The following is a 26,066-nucleotide window of genomic DNA, read 5'->3' on the forward strand; positions in this document are numbered from 1 at the left end:
GATCTCTTTTAAGTTTTATGGGATTTTCCTGTACTTATTCAGCGATATATGTTAAGATAGATCAGAGCGAATGATAGAGATATCTTCGGGGTGTGGCGCAGTTGGCTAGCGCGCGCGGTTTGGGACCGTGAGGTCGAAGGTTCGAGTCCTTTCACCCCGACCAATTGAAATCATTCAGCGTATTAAAATAACTGGCATTCGACCAGTTATTTTTTATTTTCGTATAGTCCAATAATCAAGTCGCCATCATGGAATTCTTGCTTTAATTGCCAATAGGGTGGAACTTGTTTTTTATATTCGTCATATGTTTTTTCGCGGAGAATAAGCCAGATTCTTGGAGATTTTACTGACTCTAAAGAGCTAATTTCTGGAGTATTCAATTTTTTAATTAATCCCCATTCGCCAACCCAGCCCAGCTCTTCTTTCGGCTTCAGAAGTATAATTTCTTTATTTGTGCGGTTGTAATAGGAAGTGTGAAAATAAGTGTAGATCTCGCCAGAAATAATGACATCACTACTCTGGATATTCCCATTTATATGATTCATGGCTGTGTTGGTGTTGTTCCAGGATGATTTCGCAATATTTTTACCGCCGATATGCCACATGTAATGACCGATAAATAATGTCAGAACGATAGATATTCCAATAGACCACCATTTTTTATTAGAAAAAATAAGCCCAATGAATATTGCAATCAAGCCGTAAAACGCTGGCGCTGAATAAGTGAAGTAGCGGTCTAAGTAAACTGGTCGACCCTGGCTAAGTATGTAAACGATGATCATCGGCAGCAGTAGCCAAATTGTTAAAATCCAAATTGCTGCTTGGTATTTTGGGTGTTTTTTGGCTAGGATGAATGAAGCTGCGACTATAATTGGCGGCAGCAGCAACCCAAAATAGCGGACAATTCTGTCGTCATAAGTTAAGAACATTGATAATGTTGTCGGGATGGTGAATTTGGTGACTTCAGGGATCCAGAAGCCGCCGCGTACTCGGCTGGTTTGGGAGATCATAACTGGTAACCAGGGAAGGAATAGTAAAAAGCATGTTCCTGCGGCAAGCCAAACGTTTTTATCCTTAAATATATTTTTTATGGCAGTGCGATTTCCGTCAAGTTTTAGCCATATATATGCGAAATGCGCGGGTAATATGAGCGCTAGAAAATACTGAGTATAAAGACCGAGCGCTACTAAAATTCCGTATAGCGCCCACCAGAACTTCTTATTTTTGCGCTCGACTGCCACGACAAATGCGTATGTCATTGCTACAGCCAAAAATGCCGCCAGCGCATACATTCGGGCTTCGTCGCTATAGCGAATTAAGAACGGTCCTAGCGCTGCTAAAAAACTTCCAAATACAGCAATTCTTTTAGAGAAAAGTTTTTGGAGTAATAGAAATAATAGGGCAATCGTCAGAACTCCGCACGTAATACTAAACCCTCTGAGCGAAGCTACGGAATTGCCGAAAATCGATTGCCAAACATGCATGATAACGTAATAAAGTGGCGGGTGAACATCCGTGGTTGTGATGGCGATAATTTCTCTGATCGGCTGCTGAATGATAGTCGCCGTATATCCTTCGTCATGCCAAATGTCGGCTTTTGTTAAATAGGTAAGTCGAACGTTGATGGCTAAAATTAAGATTGGAATTAGCCAAATCCAACCGGGCATTTTATGAAGAAATGCATATAGCTTTTTAAGATATATACGGATTTTTTTCATGGATTATCTGGATAATTTTAACGCTATCTCTCTCGCTTTATTCGCTAAAGTATCGTCAATTTTTTCCAGCCCCGAATCTGCGCTTACGCCGCGTCGCTCTAGTGCTTCGCCAATAAGAAAATCTGCAATTTGCGGGTTTTTGGGCAAAATCGGGCCGTGCAGGTAAGTGGCAATGATATTGTTATAGCGAACACCTTCGTTTGCGTCAGTCATATTATTGCCGGCGCCTTTAATAACTTGCCCAAGAGGTTTGGTAGTCTTATCTAAGAAAGTTTGTCCGCTGTGATTTTCATAGCCAACGATATCTCCAAATTCCTGACTTTTGATGACAATATTACCAATCATCCGCTCGTCGCCAGCAATTGTTTCAATCGGCAGAATGTTAGCGCCAACAATTTCCTCACCCTTGAGTGTTCGGAAAAACCGACCAAATAATTGGTACATTCCGCAAATCATCAACATCGGTACACCGTCTTTTGCTAATTGTCGCAGTTCATCAGCTCGTGCCAGAAGGTCGTTTTGGATAATTGTCTGCCCAGAATCTTGTCCGCCGCCGCCAACAAAAATATCAATTTTAGAAAAATCCGTTGAATCACCTGGATTGTGATCGATAATCTCAACATCGAAGCCGCGTCGCTCCAGTCGTTTTTTCAGGACTAGCGTGTTTCCCCAGTCGCCATAAAGATTCATATCTCGCGGATAAAGTTGCGCAATTGTTATTTTCATTATGATATTTCCTCCACGTCGGTTTTTTCGCTCAGCAAGCGACGAATTGCTGTCATGGCTGTGTAGCTACAAAAAATCTGTTTTGGCTCATCGGGATTAGTATTAATGAAATCTTCCAGGGCTTTCGAAATATTGGTGTCAATTTTCCCAATTGGAATGTCGTCATATTGAAGTCGCAAAGCCATATCGTAAGCACGCGCACCGCTGATCATTGCTACGTTTTTTAATAGCGAAAAATCGACGTCCCAGAACCAACTTACATCTCGTCCGTCGGCGTAATTGTCATTAACGGCGATCATCGTAGCACTATTATTTTTGGCGAACGACAGAAGTGCCAACCGAAAGCCGCTCGGATTTTTCACCAAAATAAGCTCAATTGGCGTGCCGTTTAAGTAAATCGTTTCGCCACGACCAAACGCCGGCTTTACGTTTTCCAGTGCAGATAAAATTGTATCGGTAATTTCCGGTCCCGCGACTTGTCGAGCCAGGGCAACCGCCGCCGCCGCATTGAGAAGATTATAAACTCCAGTGAGTTGCAGATCTACGTCAATTTCTTTATTGTCAATTTGAAAAGTTGCCTGTTGAGCGTTAATTTTTTTCAATAAAACATCAGCCGCCACGCTTTGATTTGCGACTGCGGTGCCGTATTTTAGAGTGTCGTCTGTTGGCATCAATTGAAGTAATTCTCTGGTTGTGCCGAAGAAAACTTTTTTAGCCTGAATATGTTCGCTAATCTTAAAAATCCGTGGATCGTCGCGGTTGAGAACGACAGTGTCGTTGGTGGCTTCAGCTATTTTTTGAAGTAGTGCGGCTGTATTGTCGATTTCTCCAAATCTGTCCAATTGATCGCGCATAACATTCAGAAGTAGGGAAAAGCGTGGACGAACAATTTGCACGAACTTAACCGCCCAAGCCTCGTCCAGTTCCAGAACTGCAATGTCGGCGTCCAGCTTGCCGCGGATATTGACCTCATCGAGCAGCGCCGCTGCCACACCTCGGGAAAAATTGCTACCAGTGCGATTCGTGAAGACTTTCAGTCCGACTGATTCCAGCAACTCTACGACGATTTTTGTCGTCGTCGTTTTCCCATTCGTTCCGCTGATAATCACCACGCCTTGCGGCAAATCTGCCAGCGTTCTCTGAATAAATTTTGGGTCAATTTTTTCAATCACCAAACCCGGCAAGGCCGAACCGCCGCCGCGTAATTTAGCGACTTTCTTGACGCTTTTGCCAATAATAGTACTAATCATCTGTCTTGCCATATTGTCTATTATACTCTGCCGGGCCGATGTGCTACAATATCAATATGTTTTTGGTGGGTATCTTTCAGTGGTGGTATGGCAATGGCTTGTTGCAATATATCCGACAAAGTTTTCTGGGGGTTTTACGAACCGCAGATTTTTTCTCAGTCGGGCTACTTTTGAAAACCTTATTCAATCCGTTTCGCCAGATTTCAGCCGCTCCGGTTGGTGGCGACTTATCCGTGCAGCTATCTGCGTTTTTTGACAAAATGTTCTCGCGAGTAATTGGTGCGGTGGTGCGCTCGATGGTGATAATTATTGGGATATTGATGATATTGCTACGATTTTTGTGGATGATTGTAGGAATTATTATGTGGCTGGCGCTGCCGCTGATGCCGTTTATCGGAATTATTTTATGGCAAATGGGAGTTTCTGTATGGAAATAGAGCCGAGATTTAATTACGACAGTTTGCGAGCTCAGAAAGCGCGATTCTCTGTAAGGTTTGGCAATGCTTGGCATATCGTGGCGATAGCCGTCGGCATTATGATGGTGTTACTTGGTTTGTGGTCGTTGATTGAACACGGGGCGATTGGCTGGCTATTATTTGGTCTGAGTGGTCCAATGATTATGGTGTCGATTTGGTGGGAAAAAGACCTTAAGACAGCGGAAATTAGTAAAAATCCTAAGACAATTGACGATGTGATGGCGGCGGACGTTTTGGGTAAATTGCCGCGCAGACCGACGCCGATTGATATTGCTGAGGCGATTACAGGTACGCGAGCCGGGCAATTTTTGGCAGTGCGACTGGGCTTGACGCCGAATTTCTTGCGCAATATTTCCGTCGACGATCCGGATCGAACGGAGCAGATTTGGAAAGCGGCGATTGAAATTTGGCAGAGCACGGAAAGTCCGAAGATTACTAGCGCGGTTTTGGCGGCGGCGATAGTAAAGCAATTGCCACAACACGATTCTTTGCTGGCGAATATGAAGATCGATTTTCATGATATCGAGGAGACTATTCGATGGTACGAGCGAATCAAGGCGCTGATTGATCAATATAAAGAGAAGCCGTTAAATACGGGCGGAATTGCTAGGGATTGGTCTTTTGGTTATACGCCACTGCTGAGTCGATTTGCTCAGAATATTAGCGTTAGTGTGTCTGGCGGCGCGTTTACAACTAAGTTAGCTGCGCACGAGGAGGCGCTGGGGCAGATGCTTAAAACGTTTAGTTCTGGCGGGCGGCAGAATATTACGCTGGTTGGTGCTGACGGTGCGGGAAAAAGTACTGTCGTGTCGGCGTTTGCGGAAATGTTGATTGACGGACATCGAGGCGTTCCTGGTTCGCTGATGTATCAGCAAGTTTTTATGCTTGATGCGTCGTCGTTGATTAGCGTAGCGTCGGGTCGCGGGGAGTTGGAAAACCTAGTCACGATGATTTTGAATGAGGCTTTTTTGTCGAAAAACGTGATTTTATGTCTGGACAATGCGCAATTATTCTTCGAAGAAGGCGTCGGTTCGGTTGACCTGAGTAATGTGTTATTGCCAATTCTGGAGGCGGGCAGACTTAGGACAATTTTAACGATGGACGATCAGCGATTTTTGCAAATCTCCCAGACTAAGCCACAGCTTGCTCACGCTTTGAATACAATTGCAATTCAGCCGTCAAATGAACCCGAAACTATGAAAATTATGCGCGATCAATTGGTTTTATTTGAGGCGCAACACAAAGTGACATATATGTATCAGGCGTTGGCGGAGGCGTATCGTGTTGGCGATCGTTATGTTCAAGATTTGGTAATGCCAGGTAAGGCGTTGAAAATTTTGGAAGCAGCAGCAAGTTATGCGAGTGGCGGGCTAGTGACCGCGCAATCTGTGGATGATGCGATTGAGAAGACTCTTGGCATAAAAATTTCAGTAGCATCTTTGAACGACGAAAAGGAAAAATTGTTAAACTTGGAGTCATTAATTCATCAGCGAATGATCAATCAAACGCGAGCCGTGACGGTTGTTTCTGACGCTATTCGCCGCGCGCGCACAGGTGTTAGAAATCAGAATCGACCGATTGGTGCGTTCCTGTTTCTTGGTCCGACTGGTGTTGGTAAAACGGAGCTTTCTAAAGCCTTGGCAGATGTTTATTTTGGCGGTGAAGGCAATATGATTCGCTTGGATTTGAACGAATTTGTCAGGCCGGATGACGTGGCTAGGTTGATTGCGGATGGCGCGCGAGATCCAGGGAGTTTGACGGCTCAGGTTCAGAAGCGCCCGTTTTCTGTTGTGCTTTTGGATGAAATTGAAAAGGCTCATCCTCAGGTTTTGACGACACTTCTGCAGCTTTTGGATGAGGGAATATTGCGTGACGAAAATAACCGAGAAATTAGTTTTCGCGATACGATTGTGATTGCGACGTCGAATGCTGGCGCGGATAGAATTCGTGAATATATTGAGCGGGGCTATCAATTGGAGCAGTTCGAGCAGACGTTTATCAACGAGTTGATTAATGCCAATTTATTCCGCCCAGAATTCTTAAACCGTTTTGATGAAATTGTTCTGTTCCGTCCGCTAGGAAAAGAGGAATTGTTGCAGGTTGTTGATTTGATTTTGGCGGGAGTTAATAAGACTTTGGCGCCGCAAAAAATTCAAGTTGCGGTCGAGGAAGAAGGTAAGAAATTGTTGGTCGAGGCTGGCTATGATCCAAGATTGGGAGCTCGTCCGATGCGCCGCGTCGTTCAGCGAGCTGTCGAGAATACTGTCGCCAAGCAAATGCTGGCGGGAACTGTCGCACCTGGCTCGACCACAATTATCACCGCTGATCAAATTCGCCAAATTTTAGGTTCACAATCTGCACAAATGCCGTCAGGAATTCAGAACCCGCCACTGAATAGCTAGCTCAGCCGCTCGACTAGTGTTTTTATGATGTCATCATAAATAAAAACCCGTCATAATGACGAGCTATTTTGGTACACCCGGCAAGATTCGAACTTGCGACCCCTTGGTTCGAAGCCAAGTACTCTAATCCGCTGAGCTACGGGTGCGTATGAAGTTATTATATCATAGATGACGGCCGAGTAAAATGATATACTATATGCATGGACGTCATGACTAATATATCACTGAAACAATACACAACTATGAAATTGGGAGGTGAGACTCGCTATATGGCGACGGCGGATTCTGCTGGTGATGTCGTGTCGCTATATCGTAATGCCCGAAAGGAAAATTTGCCGATTTTTGTGTTAGGTGGTGGCAGTAATGTGATTACGCATGACGAGGTTTTTGAAGGAATCGTACTGTTGAATAAGATTAAAGGTTTTGAGGTTATCTCTGAAACTGACGAAACAACTGATGTAAAAATTGGTGCGGGCGAAGTCTGGGATGAGGTTGTTGAGAAGGCTATTGGGCTTGGACTTCAGGGGATTGAAGCTATGTCGGGAATTCCTGGAACTGCTGGAGCTGCGCCAGTCCAGAACGTTGGGGCGTACGGTCAAGAAATTGCCGACACGTTGATTAGTCTGGAAGCTTATGATTCAAAAACCGACACAATTGTAACTATTTCTGCTGACGAATGTGACTTTTCTTATCGAAACAGCATTTTTCGCGACAAAGAAAAAGGACGATATTGCATTCTGAATATTACTTTGCGACTAAATAAATCAGAGCCGAAACCGCCGTATTACGCTTCTTTACAGAGATATATTGACGAGAATGATATTCGTGAGATCAATTTGTCAGTGATTCGCGTGGCAGTTCTTAATATTCGTTCGGAAAAATTGCCAGACCCAGCGGAATTGCCAAGTGCAGGTTCTTTCTTCAAAAATGCGCTGGTTGAAAAATGGAAATTGGAGGAATTGCAAAAAGAATATAGCGACATTCCAAATTATGCAATGTCTGACGGAAGATATAAAATCCCGACGGGTTGGTTGATAGATAAGGCTGGCTTAAGGGGTTATCGCAGTCACGGCATGCGAGTTTACGAAAAGAACGCGTTGGTGCTTGTGAACGATTCGGCAACGGGATATGATGACTTGGCGGCAATTCGCGAGGAAATTGTGCAAATTGTCTTTGACAAGTTCGGTATAAAAATTGAGCAAGAGCCGTTAGAACTTTCCTGATAATAAGCATATGCTTTTTTGTAGATTTGCGCTACAATATTGATATGAATCGTGGGACGGGTGGCTATACGATAGTTGAGGTGGCAGTAGTTATTGTGGTTGTGTCGATTTTGGCTAGTATTGCGTTTGTTGGTGGCGGAAGATTTTTGAACTTGACTAGAGACCAGGAGCAAAAAGCTGATGTATCTGAGCTGTCCTTGAGGTTGGAACGATATTACAAATATAAAAATGTAAGCTCTATTGGACACGAATATCCTTCCTGTGCTGATCTTATTAAGAGTTTTTCGTCAATTGTAGGAAGTGATTCATTAAAAAAAGAAATGATTAAATGTAGTCGTGGTGATTGGGCTGGCGGTAGTAACGGCGAATTGTTGTACGAGGCGGCAAACATAGACGATGGAGATTGTACGAAGCCGACTTCTGGTCCTATAACTGACGTGGCGGCGGTAACTTGCGTGAAATATAACATTATATATAAGGAATTTTCGACGGGGTCGGAAAAAAAGGTAAATAGTATATGGCGCGATTAACAGGAAAAAGCGATGGATTTACTATTGTCGAAGTTGCGGTTACTCTGGTTGTTATTGGTATTTTCATGGTTGTTATATTAAGTATGCAAGCGCAGGTCAGTCAGATATCGGTTTTAAGTGCTCAGCATAATAAAGCAAGTCTTCTGGCGTATAATAATATGCGTCGTTACGCGAATGATTCCGCTCCGTCGTGGTTTAAATGTAACACGGCGTCGTCGAATACTAGGTATGAAGTTACGAGAACTACTGGTAATGTCGATGGGCTGCCTGGAATGGTTAGGCAGCAAGTATATGCATCAGCGCCATACGGATGTAAGAGTGGAACAGTTAGCCTGGGGATGCCGATCAAAGTGGAATCTATCGTAGAATATGGATTGCCAAGCTCTGGCATAGGTAGTGGAAAGAAGGTGGTACATGCGACGTATGTGGCGTTCTAATGAGGGGGGTTTTACCGTAGTTGAATTGGCAATGGTGATGGTCATCATTGCAATGGTTGTCGGCGTGTTTAGCCAGATGTTAATTTCAGCAAATCAAAGCGCATCTATCAGCAAGGCAAAAGTCGAGATTAGTCGAAATATGCACAATTCCATGGATGCAATTGAAACTGACGTGCGCCAAGCCTCGCGCTTTAAGGTGAGTAGTTATGATGGGGAGGATACGTTTGCTACTGATAAAAATTTCCCTAGTGCGGTGCCTAGAGAGTGGGGATATAGGAGTAATCCATATTCAAGTAGTGCCGTTACTGATCCTGAAAAGAACTCACTTATATTGCTCCAATATGCTACAAATATGGGGCGAGGCGCCGATTCTAGAGAGATTGTATATCTAAGAACTCCAAAGTTTGACTGTAATGCAAATAAGACTCAGCAGCCGAAGTATAAAAAAATAGTCATATATTTTTTGAAGAATGGAGAGTTGCATCGACGGACTATCTATAATGATTTAGTTGATTTCTCCAGTTATCCTCCAGCGCCATATTCAGGGTCTGCCGCGGGTTACTTTTGTATGAATGTTACGGATGCTGATAAGTTTAAAGATCGAGCTATGAAGCTTCGTGAAGATTCGATTTTAGCGACTGGAGTTTCGGAATTTAAGATTAATTACTATGACGGAAAAACGCTGATAAGCAAAAATAGCGACGCTCCAGATAGCGATAAGAAAGCTCTTGATGGCGCGGATAATGTAGAGGTTACTTTAACAATACAATCACCAAGTAAACAAGTTTCCGATTCTCAAACATTAATGATACGAAAGATAAATAACTTATGATTCGACAAAAAAACGGCTATTCTTTGGTGTTGATCGTGCTTATGAGTACTTTCATATTAGCTCTTTTGGCTGGAGCTATGAGGGTTGTGGCTCAATCATATATTTACTCTCAGGAAGAGTATTATTACAAGTTAGCTCAAGAGGCTGGTGAGGCGGGTACGGCGTATGCTAACGCCTGCTTGGATTCTAATGGAGCTGAGCAATCATGGGGGTCGGTTCCTGGTGGAATTGGTCCGCTTCGCCCGGAAACTAATTGTAAGGGGGCTGTAAATCCGAGTTATGAGAAATATGTATTTGATGAAGGCAATAAATTTAGGACGACTTTTGAAGTCGGTGATTTGGAGGCTTCGACTAGAAGCACGGCTTTGTCGGCCGCTACCGCTCAAATCTCATCTACTGGTCGCGTTGAAATAACAAATGGTAGTGGCACAGTCTTAAAAACTTATACTGCTGTTGTAAAAAAATCAGTTACTTGGCCAGCCGATATTGACGCAACGCGTACAGTAAGCGGCACTTATCGTACGTGCGCTATATTGTCGAATAATGTTTGGTGTTGGGGCAATAATGACAAGTATGAAAGTAATGAATATACTATGGGTCAATTGGGCGACGGAACTACTGTTAGCTCTAATGTCCCCGTAAAGGTACGTTCTGTGGGTGATATGAGAAATGGAAAAATTATTGATATATTTGCGGCACAATTTCATAGCTGTGTATTGACTGAATTTAGTTCTGTCAGGAAGATATATTGTTGGGGTAATAATCAATTTGGACAACTAGGTAATGGAGATTTTGGCGACGGTAAATATTCTAGTGTTCCAGTCGAGGTTAAGCCGCCTACTGGCGCGTTGGCTGCAGATTTTGCTGGAAATAATATCAGTGCAATTGGAGGAACCGGCGATGTTTCGTGTGCTATTGCCGCAGGAAAGGTGTATTGTTGGGGTAGTAATACTATGGGTCAATTGGGTTACGGGAGTCCCGGCAGCCCTAAGTCCAGCGCAACGCCAGTGCGTATTAATTCGGGCGGCCCCGACAGGCTTCCTAATAATTATTCTGCTACTAAGTTATCAACTGGCGGATCTCGTTCACAAACTATGTGTGTTATAACCACCGAAAAAAGAGCTTACTGTTGGGGGCAAGCTAGGTATGGGCAGTTGGGTATTGGTGTGACGCATTATAGCAGCTATGGTAATGCTACCAGAGTTAAGGGTTTGGAGGACGTGACTGATATATCTCAAGACGGATACACTTGGTCGGGCTCTCCTGATTATGTAACTCACACCTGCGCTATTGCTGCGGGTAGGGTGTACTGCTGGGGTGGCGCTGGGCGCGGACAGGCTGGATCTCCGGGGAGTGGCACTCCTAAAAAGCATATTGAGCCGAGGTTGGTCGGTGGTTTGCCTGGAGTGGCGCTGCAGGTTGAGGTTGGCATTGCTCATTCTTGCGCCTTGATGAACGATGCTGGTACCAAGAAAGTCTATTGTTGGGGCGATAACAGATTGGGTCAACTTGGAGCAAATAGGACGGACATTCAATATTCATTTACTCCTCAGCCAGTTAACGTTGGTTCAAATGGACTTCCCGCTTCAGAGAGTGTAGTAAGTTTGTCTGCTGGGGCAAACCGTGGCTGTGCAATTATGTCGGACAAGCGCTCTTACTGTTGGGGATTGAATGATAATGGGCAGATTGGTGACGGAACTTCAGGTAGTGAAAATAATAGGTTCAGCCCGACGGAATCTTTATTCTTGCGTCCAGTACAGAATCGATATATATATTAAAAAATGCTTGCGCTTTTAAAAACGTTGTAGTATTATCAGATTACAAATCAAACTAACAATTTAGGGGGCACATTATCGTGACTACAAAGAATATCAAAAATCAAGGTTTTACACTAGTTGAGCTTTTGATCGTTATCGTGATCATCGCAATTTTGACAGTTGTTTCTTTGGTTGCATACAACGGTTTGCAGAACCAAGCAAAGACATCTGCTGCTAAATCTGCTGCTGACGCTGTTGCTAAGAAAGCTGAGCTATACAATACAGCAAAGAGTCACTATCCAGGATCTCTAACAGTCTTAACAAGTAAGACTGTTACTGTTGGCACTTCTTCTGAATCACAGACTGGCGAACCATACTACTTAGACGAGAGCACTGTTAAGTCTGGTAGCGTATCTAGCGCTCCTTCAGAGGCTAATACTATTGAGTATGTTCCATGTCCGACTACGGGTGCGCACGTTAAGTACTTTAACTTCTCCAAGAACGTAGCAGAAGAGCGAACAGTCGGTACTTGTGCTTCGTAATTCGATATAGGTAATAAAAAAACTCTGGCATTAAGCCAGAGTTTTTTTATGTGCGGTTATATGTTAAATATCGCGTAGAGTATGGCAGAATTCCATAACTTCTTTGCGTAGTTCAGCCAACTCATCGTCATTATCGCGATTGTCTATTGACCGCCTCATCCATTCCGCGATTTTTTCCATGTCGTCTTCTTTGGCGCCTCGCGTTGTGACAGCTGGTGTGCCTAGGCGAATGCCGCTTGGCCTGAATCTTGGTAGGGGATCGTCTGGAATCGCATTGGCATTCAGTGTCAGACCGATTTTATCCATGGCGATTTCTGCTTCCTTGCCGTCAATGCCGAAGCTGCTGTGAATATCTGCCAGAATCAAATGGTTGCTGGTGCCGCCAGTCACTAACTTAAAGCCGCGTTTTTGCAACTCTTCCGCCAGTCTTTTCGCGTTTTTGACAATTTGCTCGGCGTAATCTTTGAATTCTGGCTGTAAGGCTTCACCAAATGCTACGGCTTTTGCAGCGATGGTGTGCATGTGCGGTCCGCCTTGTGTGCCAGGGAATACCGCTCGATCAATCAACGTAGGTAAATTTTCGAGAGTTTTCTCTGGTTTTTTCAATGGATTGCCGACTATTCCTCGACTAAGAATCAACCCGCCTCGTGGTCCACGCAGAGTTTTATGAGTTGTTGTGGTAATTACATGAAAGCCATAATCAAACGGGTTTTTGGCAACACCGCTAACGATTAGCCCCGCAATATGGCTCATATCCGCCATTAGCATAGCGCCGACCTCATTGCCAATTTCGGCAAATTTTTCGTAATCTAGCTCTCGTGGATATGCCGAAAATCCCGCCAGAATGATCTTTGGTTTGTGCTTTAAGGCCAATTGACGAATCTCTTCATAGTCAATTTCGCCAGTGTCGATATTTTTTATACCATAGCGAATGAAGTTGTACTCTCTGGCACTACGAGTAACCGGGGCGCCGTGTGTAAGATGTCCGCCGTGAGCCAAATCCATAGCCAGAATAGTGTCGCCAGGCTCGCACCAAGCGTAGTACACCGCCTCATTAGCCTGCGCGCCAGAATGTGGCTGGACGTTGGCGTGGTCGGCTTTGAAAAGTTTTTTAGCGCGATCAATCGCCAACTGCTCGACTTGATCAGTGTTTTCTTGTCCGCCGTAATAACGTCGACCAGGGTAGCCTTCTGAATATTTATTAGTGAAAACACTACCGAGCGCCTGAAGCACGTCTGACGAAACGTAATTCTCGCTAGGAATCAGTTCCAGACCGTCCGTTTGGCGCTTTTTTTCTGCTTTTATAAGTTCTTCAATTTGCTTGTCTCTCATGACTAAACCTCCGTTAATACTTATTATATCATTGCTTATATATATCATTAGTGATATAATTTACGCATGATAAAAGACAAGTATCTTCAAAAAATCGGCAATTTAATCGCTGAAAATCGTCAAAAACAAGGTTTGACACAGACGCAATTAGCTGAGGCGATTGGCACGTCGCAAAGTGCTATTAATCGCATTGAAAACGGGGGTCAGAATATTAGCATTGATATGATTGCTCGAATTAGTGAAGTGCTTAATAACAATATTGTGACTGTAAATCATTCCGGAAAAATGAATTTTAAGGTAACTGGCGGCAAAAAATTGTCTGGTGAGATACAAGTTAAGACTAGTAAAAACGCTGCAGTTGGTCTTCTCTGTGCGAGTTTGTTGAATAAAGGGAAGACGACGCTTAGGAAGGTGGCGCGAATTGAGGAAGTCAACCGAATTATCGAGGTTTTGAATTCGATTGGTGTTAAAACTCGCTGGTTGGACGGTAGCGATCTTGAGATCGTGCCGCCAGCGCGCTTGAAGCTTGAAGATATGGATGTTGCTGCGGCGAAGAGAACTAGGACGGTGATTATGTTCCTTGGCCCGCTACTACATCAATATGACGATTTCAAATTGCCGTTTGCTGGCGGCTGTAATTTAGGCAAGCGCACGGTCGAGCCGCATCTTAGTGGTTTGAGGCATTTTGGAATGAACGTCACGGCGGAAACTGATTATTATCACGCAAAAACTGATGTCAATTCTGGCGATCGAACGATTTTGTTGACGGAGCGCGGCGATACGGTGACGGAAAATATAATTATGGCTGCTGCGTTGTCGCCAAATACCACTATCATCCGCAATGCTAGCCCAAATTACATGGTTCAAGATGTTTGCTTCTTCTTGAAGAAGTTGGGTGTGAAAATTGAGGGAATTGGTACGACAACCTTGAAAATCACGGGTCGTAAACGAATTAGTAAAAATCTGGACTATTATCCGAGCGAAGATCCGATTGAAGCGATGAGTTTTATTGCGGCGGCTGTGGTGACGGATTCGGAAATTACCGTTCGCCGTGCGCCGATTGAATTCTTGGAAATTGAACTGGCAACATTGGCGGAAATGGGTCTTAAATTTGAACTCAGCAAGGAATATTTTGCTAATAACGGGCAAACTCGTTTGGTTGATATTAAATTGCAGCGTTCCAAACTACAGGCAGCCAAGGATAAACTTCACGCCTTGCCGTTTCCTGGAATTAATATGGACAATTTGCCGTTCTTGGGGCTTATCGCGACGGTGGCTGAGGGGCGCACGTTGGTTCACGACTGGAGTTACGAGAACCGAGCAATTTACTTTACAGAGCTGAGCAAGCTGAATGCGCAAATCGAACTGGTTGATCCACACCGTGTTTATATCACCGGTCCAACAAGATGGAAGCCAGCCGACGTTGTTGCTCCGCCGGCACTTCGTCCGTCCGTTGTGATACTTTTGGCAATGCTTGCTGCTCCAGGTGTATCGATTCTGCGCGATGTATATTCGATTAATCGCGGATACGAGGAATTGGCGGCGCGCTTAAATTCGCTAGGTGCTGATATTGAAGTGATTATTGAATAGGAATTCGCTTGATCTGCGGTTCTTTTTTAGGCTGGATTTGCGGTTTTGGAAAAATAAATTTGAGATAATCTTTCATCATTCGGGCGCCAGAAATAATTGGCAAATAGTTGCTTAATTGGTGGCGGATATGCTTTTCTAACAATTGGTCATTTTTCAAAATAGCGGCAGCTTTATGCATGTTGACGTACAGAGATGAAACTTCAGCTTCGTAGTTTCTCCCGGTAACCTCGAGGCAGGCGATTGGCTGGATATCGGCAACTCCGCCGTCACTAGTGGAGATGAGGAGTTTCAAATTGGCGATGTCTTTTTCCCACGACGTGCCGCACGCTTCTAATCCGACAATAGGAATATTTATCGAGGCGTCTGAACCGATTGCTAATGCTCGCCCCAACTCTTCGTCATAATCTTGTATGTAATGAACACGATCCTTGAGGACTGGATCGTTATCAATCAATTTTAATACTTCGAGCAATTTCTGATACATCGTCACGTCGCCTTGGTGAACTTTTCCTGTCAGAATATAATGCGCGTTGTGGTTAATGAGAATTTGGCGCAATGAATCTGGGTTTTCAAACGGCATATAAGGTCGTTTGTAATTGGCGAATCTTCGCTTGAAGTCGAATAATATTGCATTTTCTGGGATTTGTATGGATTTTCCGTACTGGTCTTGGCGACTCAATAGGACTCGATTTAATTCCTTTCGGCCGAGTTTTTTCAAATATCTCAAATCTGCGATACTCAGCGAGTCTAATTTTTCAGAAAAATCATTTGTGGGTAGTCCAAATTTATCGATAATGCCGTGATCGCGATATGTTTGCAACGTTTCAGGTAGCACCCACGTTTCAAGATCTATTCCATTGGTAATGGCTTGAAATTTTACTTTGTCGTTGTTGCGGTCGCGGAAATTTGCTACGCGGGCATGTAGTTTACTTACACCATTCTTCGCTTCAGTAAGTTCAATTGCCAAAAGATTCGGCCTCAATCTGTCATTGCGGAATTGTTCCATTAGCCAGCAACGTACGGCGTTGCTCTTTATATTTGGCAGAACTAATTTTTCAAATTGCGAACGATGAAATTCCGGTTCGGCCGCTTGAAGAAGTGTGTGGTTTGTGTAAAGTGTATGTTTGCGAACGTAAACGATGGCCTCATATAAATTCATTCCGTTAGCGCACAGTTCGTCTAGTCGTGCCAATGCAGCAAAAATTGTTGCGGTCTCATTAAGTTGAATAACAGCCGGCTTAATACCGAGGAGTTTTAATGCTTTATAGCCGCCAAAACCCAGCGCTACTTCTTGGTATAGTCTATGGTCACCAGATCCGTCGCCTTCGTACAATTGCCCAAAGTTCGGTTCTGAAATTGTAACAAATTGCGTTGAACCGAGTGTCTTCTTAAAAATGCTTAAGCTTGCGTCTGGAAAACCGTTCGAACTCACAAAAATTTCGTCAATATATTCAAATCCGTAATCTTGAGGTGAAACGGACTCTGAAAATTCTTCTTGCGCGAGGTCGGTGATTTTCTGGTGTGATTCGCTACGATAAAACGGTGTCACTACTACGAATGGAACTTCCAATTTTTCAGCTACACGTCGCGTATCCGCCGCCAAAACTCCAAGTCCGCCGCCACCTTTAATGCCATTGGACTTATCATAAATTTCCATTGTCCAGTAGACGTATGGTCGGTTTTCAGACAATTGATGCGTTAAACTGCTTCGTTCAATTACATCATAAAATTCGGACGCATCTTCAATGTCGTGCGGCTGGTATTTTGGCTTTTCTGTATAAATATATGGATCCATCGATGCCCTTTATGGATTGAAATTGTCTAACTTGGTGCGGGTGGGGAGAATCGAACTCCCATCTCAAGTTTGGAAAACTTGCATACTAACCGCTGTACTACACCCGCAAGCTTTTACTATTGTAGCAGAAAGATGTTATAATGTGAATACGCCCTGATAGCTCAGTTGGATAGAGCAGAGGACTTCTAAGCCTAAGGTCGTAGGTTCGAATCCTACTCGGGGCGCCATTTCATATAACTAATGGGGGATATATGGATGCGAACAAAAAACCGCAAATGACGCGGGAAATGATGATTAGATTATCTGGCTCCTTAAGAAGATCAGTTGATGGTTTTAAAGCGTATGGAGATACGGGCAGAATGCTGACCGCTAATCGTAGCGTTAATTCGGAGCGCCGATTTATTAAGGGATATGGATCTTCGATATCAGCCAATAATTCTGACAATCGAAGACGATTTGGTGCGGAAATAGGTGTAGCACCTCGGTCGAGAGTCGCTAACAATAATCCTGATGACGCTGGCTTGTCTGGCGGAAATCGACGGGCTAATAGTTTACAGAATAATAATGCTTCGTCGGGCGCGAACAATTCTCGCCAATCTTTCAATGCTAATCGAACTACTTTTCGCGAGCCGCCTTCTCGCGGATATAATCCGTTTGGATAAATAAAAAATCCTCACTTCAATGTGAGGTTATTTTCTTGGAGGGCCAGGAGGGGCTCGAACCCTCGACACCCTGCTTAAGAGGCAGGTGCTCTAACCAGCTGAGCTACTGGCCCACGATTTCATTATACAACAATTAATAAAAATGTCTACCGTTTTATTGAAAATAATTTATTGGTGTGAACAAATTGTCGTAAAACTTGGGGCGAATGATGGGGTTCGAACCCACGGCCTCCGGAGCCACAATCCAGCGCTCTAACCAAACTGAGCTACATCCGCCATGATCCAAGCTTTTCAAATTATAGCACACACTATATCTGTACTCAAGATGGTAAAATTGCTATACTTAATGACAATGAGAGAACTAAATGGCTCAGAACTAGCTGGATTTATCAAGGAGCGCCAGGCGAAACAGGTGCGAGCTTTAAGGCAAGCTTGGCATATTAATCCTCGTTTGGCGATTGTTACTGACGTCGAAAATCCAGTCATTGAAACGTATATGCGTTTGAAGCAGAGGTATGGCGCTGATATTTTGGTTGACGTGGAGATTCATCGAGTCCCTGCGGGCGGTGCTTTGGAGGTGATTCAAGAATTGAACAATCGAGACGACGTTCAAGGAATAATTCTGCAATTGCCGATTAGTAATTCTGATCAGACTGAGGAGTTGCTCGAGAGTATTCGAGAAGATAAAGACGTTGACGGTTTGCGTAAAAAGGCGATTTTTCAGGCAGCTACACCAACGGCTATTAGCTGGCTACTGGCTGGATATGGCGTTGATTTGAAGGGAAAAAAAGTTGCAATTGTCGGGCGAGGTCGTTTGGTTGGCGCCCCTCTTGAGAAGATGTGGCTAAAGTCTGACGTCGATGTGACGGTTTTTGAAAAAGGTGACGATTTATCTCAATTGATAAATTACGATATTATCGTGTCGGCGACTGGAGTTCCGGGGCTGATTAAAAGCCAAATGGTCAAGGCCAAGGCGGTTGTTGTTGACGCGGGAACTGCTTCGGAAAATGGAAAAATTGTTGGCGACGTATCCGAAGAGGCGCGTCAGCGTGATGATGTAATTATTACACCAAAAAAAGGCGGAGTTGGTCCATTAACGGTTTCTGCGCTGTTTGATAATGTAATTACGGCTTGTCTAAAAATTGCGAATCAATCAAAAAACTAGGCAGCTTTTATGGCGGATTTGACCTGTTCGACAACTTGGCGTGGCGTGAGGTTCGCTTTTACGATGTAGCTATGAATTCCTAATTTCTTCAAATCGTGCGGAGCTTCTTCTTCTCCGAGATTAGTGAGGACGATAACGGGAATAGTTTTTCCCCAATCTTTAGACCTAATTCGCTTTAAGGCTTCCGCGCCGTCCATTTCCGGCATTTGTAAATCTAGCAAAATAATGTCTGGCTGGAACTTCTCGACTACTTCTATACCAATTTGTCCGTTGGCAGCCAAGCGAACGTCAAACCCGTCCGATTCGAACTTCATTCGGTACATCTGGCTGATGGTTGGGTCGTCTTCAATGATAGCGATTTTTATCATGCTCTAAGTATATCATATAAACTATGTTATAATTTCTGGCATGGAAAACTTTAGAGGCGAACAGTATATTACGGAAGCAGGTGATTTTCTTAATGGAGTTGATCATGAAGCTAATAAAAAATTAAACAAGGAAATTGAGGATCTTAGACGCGAGGGATGTAAGGTTAAGGCGGGGGAAAAGACCGACTCCGCATACAACAACCCTGACAATATTAAAAATATATATAACTATTTGAAACGGGGCGATGCAGAGTTAAAAGAGATTCGTAAATACTTTATTCATAAAAATCCAGCTACCGCAGCAATTGCGAGTGTCCTAGAAAAGATTCCTTTTGTAAGAGAAAATAAATGGGGTAATGATATAGATTCATATCTGGAGATTTCTCGTGATAAGTTATTGTATGGTAAAGATCAAACTGATTCGAAGCCGTGGCACAATCAGCGAGGTTCCGCACTAACATTTTTGACAATTTCTGAAGCTGAGGGCTTAAGTGTTTTTGGTAAAAATGGCGAAATATTGTCAGAAGGTAAATATCCAACTATGAGTGGTCCGCTGGATAAGTCGGTATTTGATGAGAAGATTAATGGCTTACCGCTGACAGAAGTTATGATTCAAGATAAAATCAACAACGGCGTAGATAAAGCGACGGCTATTGAAGAAGTAGAGAAGAGAATTAGTGAAGTCCGAGAGTTTATCCAGGCACCGGTGACTGAGAAGTTTTCTAACGTCATTCGTCACTGTGCGGATTCGCTTGGTATTCGTGAGCGAGTGGAAACAGTGAATGGTTTATCAATTGATTATTTGAAGAAAGTGGCAGAAAAAGAGAATCGTTCAATTGACGATATGTTGGTGATGAGTTTTGGCTGCGGAACGGGACTGGCGACTTTGAAGATGCTGAAAAAACTTAAGAATGAAACTGGTGAGGCGCCGACGGTTATCCTGCTAGATCAAGATCCGTTGGCTTTGGCAGCGGCGCAAAGCTTGGCGAAGAAATGGAATTTGGAAGATAAGATTGAAATTCATTGCGAGCGATTATTTAGCAAGCTTGGCAAGCCTTTGAGCCTGGAGGGAGTTTTGGGCAACCGTAAGCTGGATATTGCGGAAGATTCTGGCTTACGAGAATATCTGCCAGATGGCGTTTATAAGCAATTGACACGAGAATCATTGAAATTTTTACGAACCGGTGGGCTAATGATCACTGGCAATATGAACGTAAATCGCCCACAAAAAGAATTTTTGCATGGACTAATGGGGTGGGTTCCAAAAGTTAGGATGCGTTCAATTAAAGAAGGCTTTAAGTTGCTCCAAAAATCCGGCATACCAAAAGAATCTATTGAAGCTACAGTTACCGCGAGCGGCGTTTACACAGTTTTTGCGATTGAAACGTAGAATAAAATGCTATAATAAGCATTAGTATGATGATACGAGCATTAGTGCTAGGATTGGTTGCGTTGATGGCGCTAATTTTGGGCGTGCTTGTGCTTAAAAAATCGAAGCATCGTCATGATGCAAAGTATTGGTTTTTTCTGGTTTGTTTATGTTTGGCTGTGTGGTCGGCTGGACTTGAAGTGTTTTCTCTGGCAGACAAGGAAGTAACATTGGACACTGCATCCAGGTGGTTTTATGTAGCTTCGGCTGTTTTTTGTCCTGCGTTGGCTATTTTTACTACAAAGTCATTCCTTCCATCGACAAAATCAACGAAGAGTTTTATCTGCGCGTCTAGTATACTAATAACGATTTTTTCGCTATACATTATTTTGGTGCCTGAATTTATTATTAATACATCAGAAATCGTCACGCCAGTAGATTTTTCTCGAATTCCGATTCATGCAGTCAACTATGTTATTTTTGCAACTTTTTTCTCGGTATTCTTCTTAATTTCTATGTGTTTTGGTTATATAGCGTGGCGCAAATCAGATCCTGTTCGACGCAAGCAAGTCGCAATTTACATGATTGGTTTGTTGATATGTAGCATTCCTGGCTTTGTAGTGGATCTATTTCTTCCGGCGCTTGGTGATTATCGATATATATGGATTGGTCCAATTGCTACGATTATTTTCTTATTCGCAATTATGTATAGCATCGTAAGATACCGATTGATGGACGTAAAAATGGCGGTGGCTCGAAGTGTTTCGTATATGTTGCTATTGATCGCACTAGCTGTCGTTTACGTGATTTCTGCATATGTTATTTCAATTTTGGTCTTCCAGCGCAGCCTAACGGTTGATAGTCACGTAAATCTCATGAACATGATTTTGGCTATGGTTTTGGCGGTCGTATATCAACCAGTGAAGAAAATCTTTGATAAATTTACTGATAGGGTTTTTTACTACGGAGAATATGATGCTGATACGTTTACGCGTGAGATTAGTAAAATATTGACCTATACGGCGGATCTGCAATTGCTAACTCGACGTGTTGGCAATTATATAGCGACTTCTCTTAAGGCGGAAAAAGTGGCGTTTTGTATTCCAGAAAAAGGAATATACGGTCGGGCGGGTCGGCGACGAATATCTGTTGTCGAGGAAGATGTTCACAGGATTATGGATTACTATTATAAGAATTGTAGTTTTCCGGAAGTTATTTTGGCAAATCAAGTAAAAGATCCAGAGCTGAAGAAACTTTTGGATATTCATCGCACGAAAATTGTTATGCCGCTACTGCATCAAAATCAAGAAACGGGAATTCTATTTCTGGGCGATCATAAGAGTTTGGGCTATAGTTCTCGCGATATTGAAATGCTGGAATCGATTGCCGGGGAACTGGCTGTGTCGATTCGAAATTCTTTGTCACTGGAAGAAATTAATGAGTTGAATAAAAGTTTGCAGCGCAAAATTGACGAGGCGACGAAAGAGTTGAGGTTCAGTAATCGACAGCTTCAGCGATTGGACGAGGCGAAGAACGAATTTATTTCTATGGCCTCACATCAGTTAAGGACACCGTTGACTAGTATTAAGGGTTATCTGGATATGATGCTAGAGGGCGATCTAGGGAAGATTACGCCGACGCAGCGTGCAGTTCTTAGAGAGGCGTTTTCTTCGAGTGAGCGTATGGTGAGGCTAATAAACGACTTTCTTAATGTTTCTAGGCTTCAGACTGGTAAATTTAACATTGATAAACAGGAGACAGACGTTGCTCAAATTCTTCGGGATGAAGTTACTTTGCTTAAGGTTGTGGCTGATCAGAGGTCTGTCGAAATGGACCTAAAGATTGATAAAAAAGTTCCATTGATTACGGCTGACTCCGAGAAGATTCGTCAAGTTATGCTGAATATGATTGACAATGCCATTTACTATTCAAATCCACATAAAAAGGTAATAATTTCTCTGAAAAATAGTAATGGCGCGATTGAATTTACGGTGAAAGATTCGGGAATTGGTGTGCCAAAATCGGAGCAGGCAAATTTGTTTGGCAAATTCTTCCGCGGCACAAATGCCAGAAAAAAGCGACCAGACGGCACTGGCGTTGGCTTATTTTTGGCGAGGAAAGTTATCTTGTCGCACGATGGCGAAATGATCTTTGAATCAGAAGAAGGAAAAGGCAGTACCTTTGGATTTAAGCTGCCGGTTCGTTAACGAAACAGGCTCAATATTCCAGAAATAACGATAATTAAAGCAACTACAACAAGTCCCGCCATGCCAATGGTGCGAATGAGCTTTTTTCGATCAAAAAACCATTGAGATAATTTGGAGCGATTCGTTGCTGTAATCCTTGTTACTTTTGGTCGCTGAGATGCCGCGTCCATCCCAGAATATTTTTTATTGCGCTTTTTCTTCTGCTTTGTCATGGAAATATTATACATTAATAGATAACGGCGGAGAAGTAGCTGATTTGCTATAGACAATTCGACGATAATTTGTTATGATATCTGAAGTCGTGGCCTTATCGTCTAACGGTTAGGACACCAGGTTTTCATCCTGGCAATCCGGGTTCGATTCCCGGTAAGGTCACCATTAAAGGATTTATTATCCATCTGGATACGAAACAGCTCGTTTACCTCTGGTAGCGGGCTGTCTTTGTGAGTTCCAAGCTCTATTTCATCGTAAGTTGGAATTTTATTGAAGATGGCAGCGAAAAAGGCGGCTTTTCGCAAGGGGTTACAGAGTTCGGGTAGTAGCTCAGGGTCGATGTTTAGCTCGTACATTGAGCCTGGTGAAATCGACAACCTGCCTGCGTATAATTACTATGCTCGGCTGGCGGCGGTGCGCCGCTGTCTAGGCAGACTTTGCTGCTAGAAACCGAAGGTAATGAGACGGTACGAGATGAAATTGTTAAACATTCACGAAAGAAGTTTGCCAGGAAGTGAGAAGAGATTTCTGAGCGAAAAAGTTCTAGCAGGCCTCTTTCAAGAAAAGCAATCAAAACTAACAAAGCGCCCGAAGAAAAGATCACAGATTGAGGCGGAGCCGATGATAGATGAAAGCTGAGGTTTTAGCTAGGCACAAGCGGTATAGAGTGATACAATAATAGACAAATGAGTATTCCTCTATCAAGCGTGAAAATTCTATGGGCAAAAAGTGGTAGTTGCTGTGCAATGTGTAACAAACCAGTGGTTGAGCGTCAAACTGACACCCTGATTCCTGTAGGAGAAATGGCTCATATTAAGGGACATAAGCCGGGTTCTGCACGCTATGACGACGGCCAGAGTGATATCGAACGTCATTCCTATAATAATCTTATTCTTCTCTGTCCAGCGTGCCACGCTATTATTGATAAGAATGTGGCAAAATACTCTGTTGACTATCTTCATGAAATCAAATCTTTGCACGAGGAACGCATTGAGCGAGCCATAAAGAGAAGCTTACCGACAATCACATTTAGAGAACTCGAGGAAACTCTTCGGCACATCATAGATAACCCTCCTTTGAAATACGATAGCGAAGACTTTAGACTGATACCTATAAAGGATAAAGTGCACAAAAATAGTCTAAGTCTGCAGACAGAGCAAATGTTAAAAATGGGCATGGCTTCTGTATCGCTGATTGATGATTTTTTAAACAAAAACGCTAGCGAAGACTATCCAGAAAAATTAAGGATATTTTTTGTACAAAAGTATAAAAATTTAAGAAGAGACACTGATAACGGGGATGCTATATTTTACTCTCTAGTGCAAGCAGCCTCTAGCGACAGTAGCGACCCTCGTCATATGGCTGCAGCTTACGGAATAGTGGCCTACTATTTTCAGCTGTGTGAGGTGTTTGAAAAATGATAATACTTCCAGATAAAACTATTCGCGTGGGGTTTTCGGTCGTTGGAGTTGGCGCAATACTTCTTCAAAACATAGATTCAGTTGAGACAGTGAGTTCGTTATGGAGCAAAGTGAAGGTATATGAAGAAATAGGTACGTTTGAGAAGTTTATTGCAGCTCTGGTGTTACTGTACTCCTCCGGAGCTATACTGTATAATAATGGAGTAATCGAAAAAAATAAAAAACATGAAATTAGTTAAATTAAGCGCAAACAAAAGCAGTTTTAAAACCATACAATTTCGTAGAGGTTTTAATATAATCATAGCCGACCGCGATCAGGATTCCAGCGATAAGCATTCTACTAATGGCTTGGGTAAAACACTATTACTTGAAATTATAAGCTATTGTCTCGGAGGCAGTCCATCAGAAACTCTCAAAAAAGAGGAGATGCGAGACTGGATATTCAATTTAACTATCGAGATAGATGGAGAAGAAATTGTCCTCAAACGGGCAGTAAAGGATCGTAAGAAATATGTAGAGGCGCTAGGAATTGAAGACATCAACGTAGATGAAGTTTGTTTAACTCTAGGAGAGAAGTTATTTGGCCTTAGTGTGCGCGAGGTAAAAGACAAAAGCAATCACCCTACGTATCGCACATTAGCATCGTACTTCATGAGGACTTATGACGGCGCATTTTCTAATCCTTTCTTATGCTTTGCTGGGCAGAACGTGCTATCTAGAAATAACAATGCTGCTTTTCTAATAGGGCTAAACTGGCGACTATCTGTCAAATTCTCGCAACTTAAATCTGAATTTAATAAATTAGATAGTGCAAACAAAGCTATTGAAACGGGTGCTTTTGATGTGTTTGGAGGTACGGTTGGCGATTTGAACTCAGAGAAAATAGACGTTGAGTTGCAACTTGCGGAGAAGATGAAAAGACTAGAAAATTTTCAAGTTCACGAAGACTATAGAGATATACAGGCTAAAGCAGACACTTTAACTAAAGAAATCCACGATATTATCAATGAAATCACTATAAACTCTCAAATAGTAGAGAGATACAAAGACAGTTTAAAAAATGAAAACGGTGATGATATAAGAATAGAACAAATATACGAAGCGGCAGGCGCTGTCTTCGAAAAGTCCTCTCTACGTACACTTGATGAGGTAATCAACTTCCATAGGGACGTGGTGCTTAATAGAAAAAATTATCTAGAAAGCGAGATTGAGCTATATGTAACAAAAAACAGAGCTTTGGATAACAAAATGGAGAAACTCTCAAACGAGAGAGCTGGCTACATGAATATACTAAAAACACATGGAGCTCTTGATGAGTATACAAAGCTTCAAGATGAGGTCAATAAAAGTAAGGCTAAGATAGCGGACATAGAGAGCAGAATTTCTCGACTCACGGAGATTAAGTCAAGGATTGATGATATAAGGATAGAGATTAGCGGTATTATATCAAAAATGCGGCAGGAATATAGCGGAGACCAGCCGCTAATATCAACAGCTATACGTTTATTTAATTCAAACTCTCGATTTTTGTACGAACAGCCCGGGACACTCTCTATCGATGTAGATAAAGAAGGCTATAAGTTTAAAATTGATATTAAAAAAGCTGGCAGCGACGGCGTTAGTAGTATGAAGGTGTTCTGCTACGATCTTATGCTAGCTGAATATTGGTCTACTATACGTCATAGAGAATTTCCCTTATTCCACGATTCAAAAATATTTGCAGACGTAGATCCTAGACAGGTAGCAAAAGCTCTAGAAATTTCTAGTAGCAAAGCCGAGTCGTTAGACTTTCAGTATATTTGCTCCATGAATTCTGGGTATATGCCGTATGACTCTCTACCGGAAGAATTTACCGATAATCTCAGCAAATATATTATCGCAAGGTTTAACGACAAAGACGAGCGCGGCACATTACTGGGTGTAACTTTTTAGCACCGCCGCGTTGAAGTCTGTTAAGAGACACTATCCTGTTTCTTGTACTTCTTCAAAAGCCTCTCAAGATCAATCCCCTCAGTCTTGCTTGCAACATGTGCAAAACGCTGCATGAATTT

General features: G+C 42.9%; 24 protein-coding genes and 7 tRNA genes. 20 read left to right on the plus strand and 11 right to left on the minus strand.

What is annotated here, in order from left to right:
• Positions 1 to 86 precede the first annotated feature (86 nt).
• Positions 87 to 163 (plus strand) — tRNA-Pro (locus LRM42_RS03740).
• Positions 164 to 206: 43 nt separating this feature from the next.
• On the opposite strand, the gene LRM42_RS03745 is transcribed toward LRM42_RS03740, so the two are convergent.
• The 3 genes from LRM42_RS03745 to LRM42_RS03755 are packed head-to-tail and all read right to left on the minus strand — an operon-like array spanning position 207 to position 3,706.
• On the minus strand, positions 207 to 1,718 hold the full coding sequence (locus LRM42_RS03745) for a glycosyltransferase family 39 protein (RefSeq protein ID WP_243816797.1): 1,512 nt from the start codon (positions 1,716 to 1,718) through the stop codon (positions 207 to 209).
• A gap of 3 nt (positions 1,719 to 1,721) precedes the next feature.
• Positions 1,722 to 2,444: a type 1 glutamine amidotransferase gene (locus LRM42_RS03750; protein ID WP_243816798.1), complete on the minus strand. Its 723-nt coding sequence runs from the start codon at positions 2,442 to 2,444 to the stop codon at positions 1,722 to 1,724.
• Positions 2,444 to 3,706 carry a Mur ligase family protein gene (locus tag LRM42_RS03755; RefSeq protein WP_243816799.1) on the minus strand — a complete coding sequence of 421 codons (1,263 nt, stop codon included), beginning with the start codon at positions 3,704 to 3,706 and terminating at the stop codon, positions 2,444 to 2,446. The genes LRM42_RS03750 and LRM42_RS03755 overlap by 1 nt, the downstream gene beginning before the upstream one ends.
• 44 nt (positions 3,707 to 3,750) lie before the next feature.
• On the opposite strand from LRM42_RS03755, the gene LRM42_RS03760 reads away from it, so the two are divergent.
• Both LRM42_RS03760 and LRM42_RS03765 read left to right on the plus strand, forming a co-directional pair.
• A complete protein-coding gene (locus tag LRM42_RS03760) occupies positions 3,751 to 4,131 on the plus strand; it encodes a hypothetical protein (protein ID WP_146424041.1) in 381 nt (126 codons plus the stop codon).
• Complete coding sequence (locus LRM42_RS03765) at positions 4,122 to 6,572, plus strand: AAA family ATPase (RefSeq protein ID WP_243816800.1); 2,451 nt, start codon at positions 4,122 to 4,124, stop codon at positions 6,570 to 6,572. The genes LRM42_RS03760 and LRM42_RS03765 overlap by 10 nt, the downstream gene beginning before the upstream one ends.
• 69 nt (positions 6,573 to 6,641) lie before the next feature.
• On the opposite strand, the gene LRM42_RS03770 is transcribed toward LRM42_RS03765, so the two are convergent.
• Positions 6,642 to 6,718, minus strand: a tRNA-Arg gene (locus LRM42_RS03770).
• Between the two features lie 54 nt (positions 6,719 to 6,772).
• Here LRM42_RS03770 and murB point away from each other — a divergent pair.
• From murB to LRM42_RS03800, 6 genes are all read left to right on the plus strand, one after another.
• A complete protein-coding gene (gene murB, locus LRM42_RS03775; RefSeq protein ID WP_243816801.1) occupies positions 6,773 to 7,795 on the plus strand; it encodes a UDP-N-acetylmuramate dehydrogenase in 1,023 nt (340 codons plus the stop codon).
• A gap of 44 nt (positions 7,796 to 7,839) precedes the next feature.
• Positions 7,840 to 8,325, plus strand: a complete 486-nt coding sequence (locus tag LRM42_RS03780) for a prepilin-type N-terminal cleavage/methylation domain-containing protein (protein ID WP_243816802.1) — start codon at positions 7,840 to 7,842, stop codon at positions 8,323 to 8,325.
• On the plus strand, positions 8,313 to 8,762 hold the full coding sequence (locus tag LRM42_RS03785) for a type IV pilus modification PilV family protein (RefSeq protein ID WP_243816803.1): 450 nt from the start codon (positions 8,313 to 8,315) through the stop codon (positions 8,760 to 8,762). Before LRM42_RS03780 ends, LRM42_RS03785 begins: the two co-directional genes overlap by 13 nt.
• Positions 8,749 to 9,594, plus strand: coding sequence for a hypothetical protein (locus LRM42_RS03790; RefSeq protein ID WP_243816804.1), 846 nt, complete (start codon positions 8,749 to 8,751; stop codon positions 9,592 to 9,594). Before LRM42_RS03785 ends, LRM42_RS03790 begins: the two co-directional genes overlap by 14 nt.
• A complete protein-coding gene (locus tag LRM42_RS03795; RefSeq protein WP_243816805.1) occupies positions 9,591 to 11,372 on the plus strand; it encodes an RCC1 domain-containing protein in 1,782 nt (593 codons plus the stop codon). Before LRM42_RS03790 ends, LRM42_RS03795 begins: the two co-directional genes overlap by 4 nt.
• A gap of 77 nt (positions 11,373 to 11,449) precedes the next feature.
• Positions 11,450 to 11,893: a prepilin-type N-terminal cleavage/methylation domain-containing protein gene (locus LRM42_RS03800; protein ID WP_243816806.1), complete on the plus strand. Its 444-nt coding sequence runs from the start codon at positions 11,450 to 11,452 to the stop codon at positions 11,891 to 11,893.
• A 63-nt stretch (positions 11,894 to 11,956) separates the two neighbouring features.
• Here LRM42_RS03800 and LRM42_RS03805 read toward each other — a convergent pair whose 3' ends face one another.
• The gene (locus tag LRM42_RS03805) at positions 11,957 to 13,225 is read right to left on the minus strand and encodes a serine hydroxymethyltransferase (protein WP_243816807.1); all 1,269 of its coding nucleotides are present in this window, start codon (positions 13,223 to 13,225) and stop codon (positions 11,957 to 11,959) included.
• Positions 13,226 to 13,294: 69 nt separating this feature from the next.
• Between LRM42_RS03805 and LRM42_RS03810 the strand changes: the two genes are divergently transcribed.
• On the plus strand, positions 13,295 to 14,815 hold the full coding sequence (locus tag LRM42_RS03810; RefSeq protein WP_445083042.1) for a helix-turn-helix domain-containing protein: 1,521 nt from the start codon (positions 13,295 to 13,297) through the stop codon (positions 14,813 to 14,815).
• Here LRM42_RS03810 and LRM42_RS03815 read toward each other — a convergent pair.
• Entirely contained in the window at positions 14,805 to 16,610 is a 1,806-nt protein-coding gene (locus LRM42_RS03815; RefSeq protein ID WP_243816809.1) for a glycogen/starch/alpha-glucan phosphorylase, read from the minus strand. The genes LRM42_RS03810 and LRM42_RS03815 overlap by 11 nt on opposite strands.
• Positions 16,611 to 16,642: 32 nt before the next feature.
• Positions 16,643 to 16,717: transfer RNA gene (locus tag LRM42_RS03820), tRNA-Gly, on the minus strand.
• Between the two features lie 43 nt (positions 16,718 to 16,760).
• Here LRM42_RS03820 and LRM42_RS03825 point away from each other — a divergent pair.
• A tRNA-Arg gene (locus LRM42_RS03825) sits at positions 16,761 to 16,837 on the plus strand.
• 24 nt (positions 16,838 to 16,861) lie between these two features.
• Positions 16,862 to 17,272 (plus strand): hypothetical protein, encoded by a 411-nt coding sequence (locus LRM42_RS03830; RefSeq protein WP_243816810.1) that lies wholly within the window; start codon positions 16,862 to 16,864, stop codon positions 17,270 to 17,272.
• Between the two features lie 36 nt (positions 17,273 to 17,308).
• Here LRM42_RS03830 and LRM42_RS03835 read toward each other — a convergent pair.
• Together LRM42_RS03835 and LRM42_RS03840 are read right to left on the minus strand one after the other, a co-directional pair.
• A tRNA-Lys gene (locus LRM42_RS03835) sits at positions 17,309 to 17,385 on the minus strand.
• A gap of 85 nt (positions 17,386 to 17,470) precedes the next feature.
• Positions 17,471 to 17,548, minus strand: a tRNA-His gene (locus LRM42_RS03840).
• A gap of 76 nt (positions 17,549 to 17,624) precedes the next feature.
• Between LRM42_RS03840 and LRM42_RS03845 the strand changes: the two genes are divergently transcribed.
• Positions 17,625 to 18,437: a bifunctional 5,10-methylenetetrahydrofolate dehydrogenase/5,10-methenyltetrahydrofolate cyclohydrolase gene (locus LRM42_RS03845; RefSeq protein WP_243816811.1), complete on the plus strand. Its 813-nt coding sequence runs from the start codon at positions 17,625 to 17,627 to the stop codon at positions 18,435 to 18,437.
• Here the strand turns inward: LRM42_RS03845 and LRM42_RS03850 are convergent.
• Complete coding sequence (locus LRM42_RS03850) at positions 18,434 to 18,805, minus strand: response regulator transcription factor (RefSeq protein ID WP_243816812.1); 372 nt, start codon at positions 18,803 to 18,805, stop codon at positions 18,434 to 18,436. The genes LRM42_RS03845 and LRM42_RS03850 overlap by 4 nt on opposite strands.
• A 40-nt stretch (positions 18,806 to 18,845) precedes the next feature.
• Here LRM42_RS03850 and LRM42_RS03855 point away from each other — a divergent pair, with 40 nt between their 5' ends.
• Both LRM42_RS03855 and LRM42_RS03860 read left to right on the plus strand, forming a co-directional pair.
• Positions 18,846 to 20,195, plus strand: coding sequence for a hypothetical protein (locus LRM42_RS03855; protein WP_243816813.1), 1,350 nt, complete (start codon positions 18,846 to 18,848; stop codon positions 20,193 to 20,195).
• Between the two features lie 26 nt (positions 20,196 to 20,221).
• Positions 20,222 to 22,381 carry a sensor histidine kinase gene (locus LRM42_RS03860; protein ID WP_243816814.1) on the plus strand — a complete coding sequence of 720 codons (2,160 nt, stop codon included), beginning with the start codon at positions 20,222 to 20,224 and terminating at the stop codon, positions 22,379 to 22,381.
• On the opposite strand, the gene LRM42_RS03865 is transcribed toward LRM42_RS03860, so the two are convergent.
• On the minus strand, positions 22,378 to 22,593 hold the full coding sequence (locus tag LRM42_RS03865; RefSeq protein WP_243816815.1) for a hypothetical protein: 216 nt from the start codon (positions 22,591 to 22,593) through the stop codon (positions 22,378 to 22,380). The genes LRM42_RS03860 and LRM42_RS03865 overlap by 4 nt on opposite strands.
• Before the next feature lie 91 nt (positions 22,594 to 22,684).
• Here LRM42_RS03865 and LRM42_RS03870 point away from each other — a divergent pair.
• The 5 genes from LRM42_RS03870 (at position 22,685) to LRM42_RS03890 (ending at position 25,947) form a co-directional block, all read left to right on the plus strand.
• A tRNA-Glu gene (locus tag LRM42_RS03870) sits at positions 22,685 to 22,759 on the plus strand.
• A 309-nt stretch (positions 22,760 to 23,068) separates the two neighbouring features.
• Positions 23,069 to 23,233 (plus strand): hypothetical protein, encoded by a 165-nt coding sequence (locus tag LRM42_RS03875; RefSeq protein ID WP_243816816.1) that lies wholly within the window; start codon positions 23,069 to 23,071, stop codon positions 23,231 to 23,233.
• 47 nt (positions 23,234 to 23,280) lie between these two features.
• Positions 23,281 to 24,015 carry an ABC-three component system protein gene (locus LRM42_RS03880; RefSeq protein WP_243816817.1) on the plus strand — a complete coding sequence of 245 codons (735 nt, stop codon included), beginning with the start codon at positions 23,281 to 23,283 and terminating at the stop codon, positions 24,013 to 24,015.
• The gene (locus LRM42_RS03885) at positions 24,012 to 24,254 is read left to right on the plus strand and encodes an ABC-three component system middle component 6 (protein ID WP_243816818.1); all 243 of its coding nucleotides are present in this window, start codon (positions 24,012 to 24,014) and stop codon (positions 24,252 to 24,254) included. The genes LRM42_RS03880 and LRM42_RS03885 overlap by 4 nt, the downstream gene beginning before the upstream one ends.
• Complete coding sequence (locus tag LRM42_RS03890) at positions 24,241 to 25,947, plus strand: DUF2326 domain-containing protein (protein ID WP_243816819.1); 1,707 nt, start codon at positions 24,241 to 24,243, stop codon at positions 25,945 to 25,947. Before LRM42_RS03885 ends, LRM42_RS03890 begins: the two co-directional genes overlap by 14 nt.
• Positions 25,948 to 26,066 lie beyond the last annotated feature (119 nt).

It is taken from the genome of Candidatus Nanosynbacter sp. TM7-075 (assembly GCF_022828255.1).
Taxonomy (GTDB): Bacteria; Patescibacteriota; Saccharimonadia; order Saccharimonadales; family Saccharimonadaceae; genus Nanosynbacter.

What these genes read in the sequence shown, in the direction of transcription:
- LRM42_RS03805 (WP_243816807.1), bottom strand. Translation starts at nt 13,225, where the DNA reads ATGAGAGACAAGCAAATTGAAGAACTTATAAAAGCAGAAAAAAAGCGC.
- LRM42_RS03815 (WP_243816809.1), bottom strand. Translation starts at nt 16,610, where the DNA reads ATGGATCCATATATTTATACAGAAAAGCCAAAATACCAGCCGCACGAC.
- LRM42_RS03765 (WP_243816800.1), top strand. Translation starts at nt 4,122, where the DNA reads ATGGAAATAGAGCCGAGATTTAATTACGACAGTTTGCGAGCTCAGAAA.
- LRM42_RS03875 (WP_243816816.1), top strand. Translation starts at nt 23,069, where the DNA reads ATGAAATTGTTAAACATTCACGAAAGAAGTTTGCCAGGAAGTGAGAAG.
- LRM42_RS03855 (WP_243816813.1), top strand. Translation starts at nt 18,846, where the DNA reads ATGGAAAACTTTAGAGGCGAACAGTATATTACGGAAGCAGGTGATTTT.
- murB (WP_243816801.1), top strand. Translation starts at nt 6,773, where the DNA reads ATGGACGTCATGACTAATATATCACTGAAACAATACACAACTATGAAA.
- LRM42_RS03790 (WP_243816804.1), top strand. Translation starts at nt 8,749, where the DNA reads ATGTGGCGTTCTAATGAGGGGGGTTTTACCGTAGTTGAATTGGCAATG.
- LRM42_RS03780 (WP_243816802.1), top strand. Translation starts at nt 7,840, where the DNA reads ATGAATCGTGGGACGGGTGGCTATACGATAGTTGAGGTGGCAGTAGTT.
- LRM42_RS03750 (WP_243816798.1), bottom strand. Translation starts at nt 2,444, where the DNA reads ATGAAAATAACAATTGCGCAACTTTATCCGCGAGATATGAATCTTTAT.
- LRM42_RS03845 (WP_243816811.1), top strand. Translation starts at nt 17,625, where the DNA reads ATGAGAGAACTAAATGGCTCAGAACTAGCTGGATTTATCAAGGAGCGC.
- LRM42_RS03865 (WP_243816815.1), bottom strand. Translation starts at nt 22,593, where the DNA reads ATGACAAAGCAGAAGAAAAAGCGCAATAAAAAATATTCTGGGATGGAC.
- LRM42_RS03885 (WP_243816818.1), top strand. Translation starts at nt 24,012, where the DNA reads ATGATAATACTTCCAGATAAAACTATTCGCGTGGGGTTTTCGGTCGTT.
- LRM42_RS03785 (WP_243816803.1), top strand. Translation starts at nt 8,313, where the DNA reads ATGGCGCGATTAACAGGAAAAAGCGATGGATTTACTATTGTCGAAGTT.
- LRM42_RS03850 (WP_243816812.1), bottom strand. Translation starts at nt 18,805, where the DNA reads ATGATAAAAATCGCTATCATTGAAGACGACCCAACCATCAGCCAGATG.
- LRM42_RS03880 (WP_243816817.1), top strand. Translation starts at nt 23,281, where the DNA reads ATGAGTATTCCTCTATCAAGCGTGAAAATTCTATGGGCAAAAAGTGGT.
- LRM42_RS03745 (WP_243816797.1), bottom strand. Translation starts at nt 1,718, where the DNA reads ATGAAAAAAATCCGTATATATCTTAAAAAGCTATATGCATTTCTTCAT.
- LRM42_RS03860 (WP_243816814.1), top strand. Translation starts at nt 20,222, where the DNA reads ATGATGATACGAGCATTAGTGCTAGGATTGGTTGCGTTGATGGCGCTA.
- LRM42_RS03830 (WP_243816810.1), top strand. Translation starts at nt 16,862, where the DNA reads ATGGATGCGAACAAAAAACCGCAAATGACGCGGGAAATGATGATTAGA.
- LRM42_RS03755 (WP_243816799.1), bottom strand. Translation starts at nt 3,706, where the DNA reads ATGGCAAGACAGATGATTAGTACTATTATTGGCAAAAGCGTCAAGAAA.
- LRM42_RS03890 (WP_243816819.1), top strand. Translation starts at nt 24,241, where the DNA reads ATGAAATTAGTTAAATTAAGCGCAAACAAAAGCAGTTTTAAAACCATA.
- LRM42_RS03760 (WP_146424041.1), top strand. Translation starts at nt 3,751, where the DNA reads ATGTTTTTGGTGGGTATCTTTCAGTGGTGGTATGGCAATGGCTTGTTG.
- LRM42_RS03795 (WP_243816805.1), top strand. Translation starts at nt 9,591, where the DNA reads ATGATTCGACAAAAAAACGGCTATTCTTTGGTGTTGATCGTGCTTATG.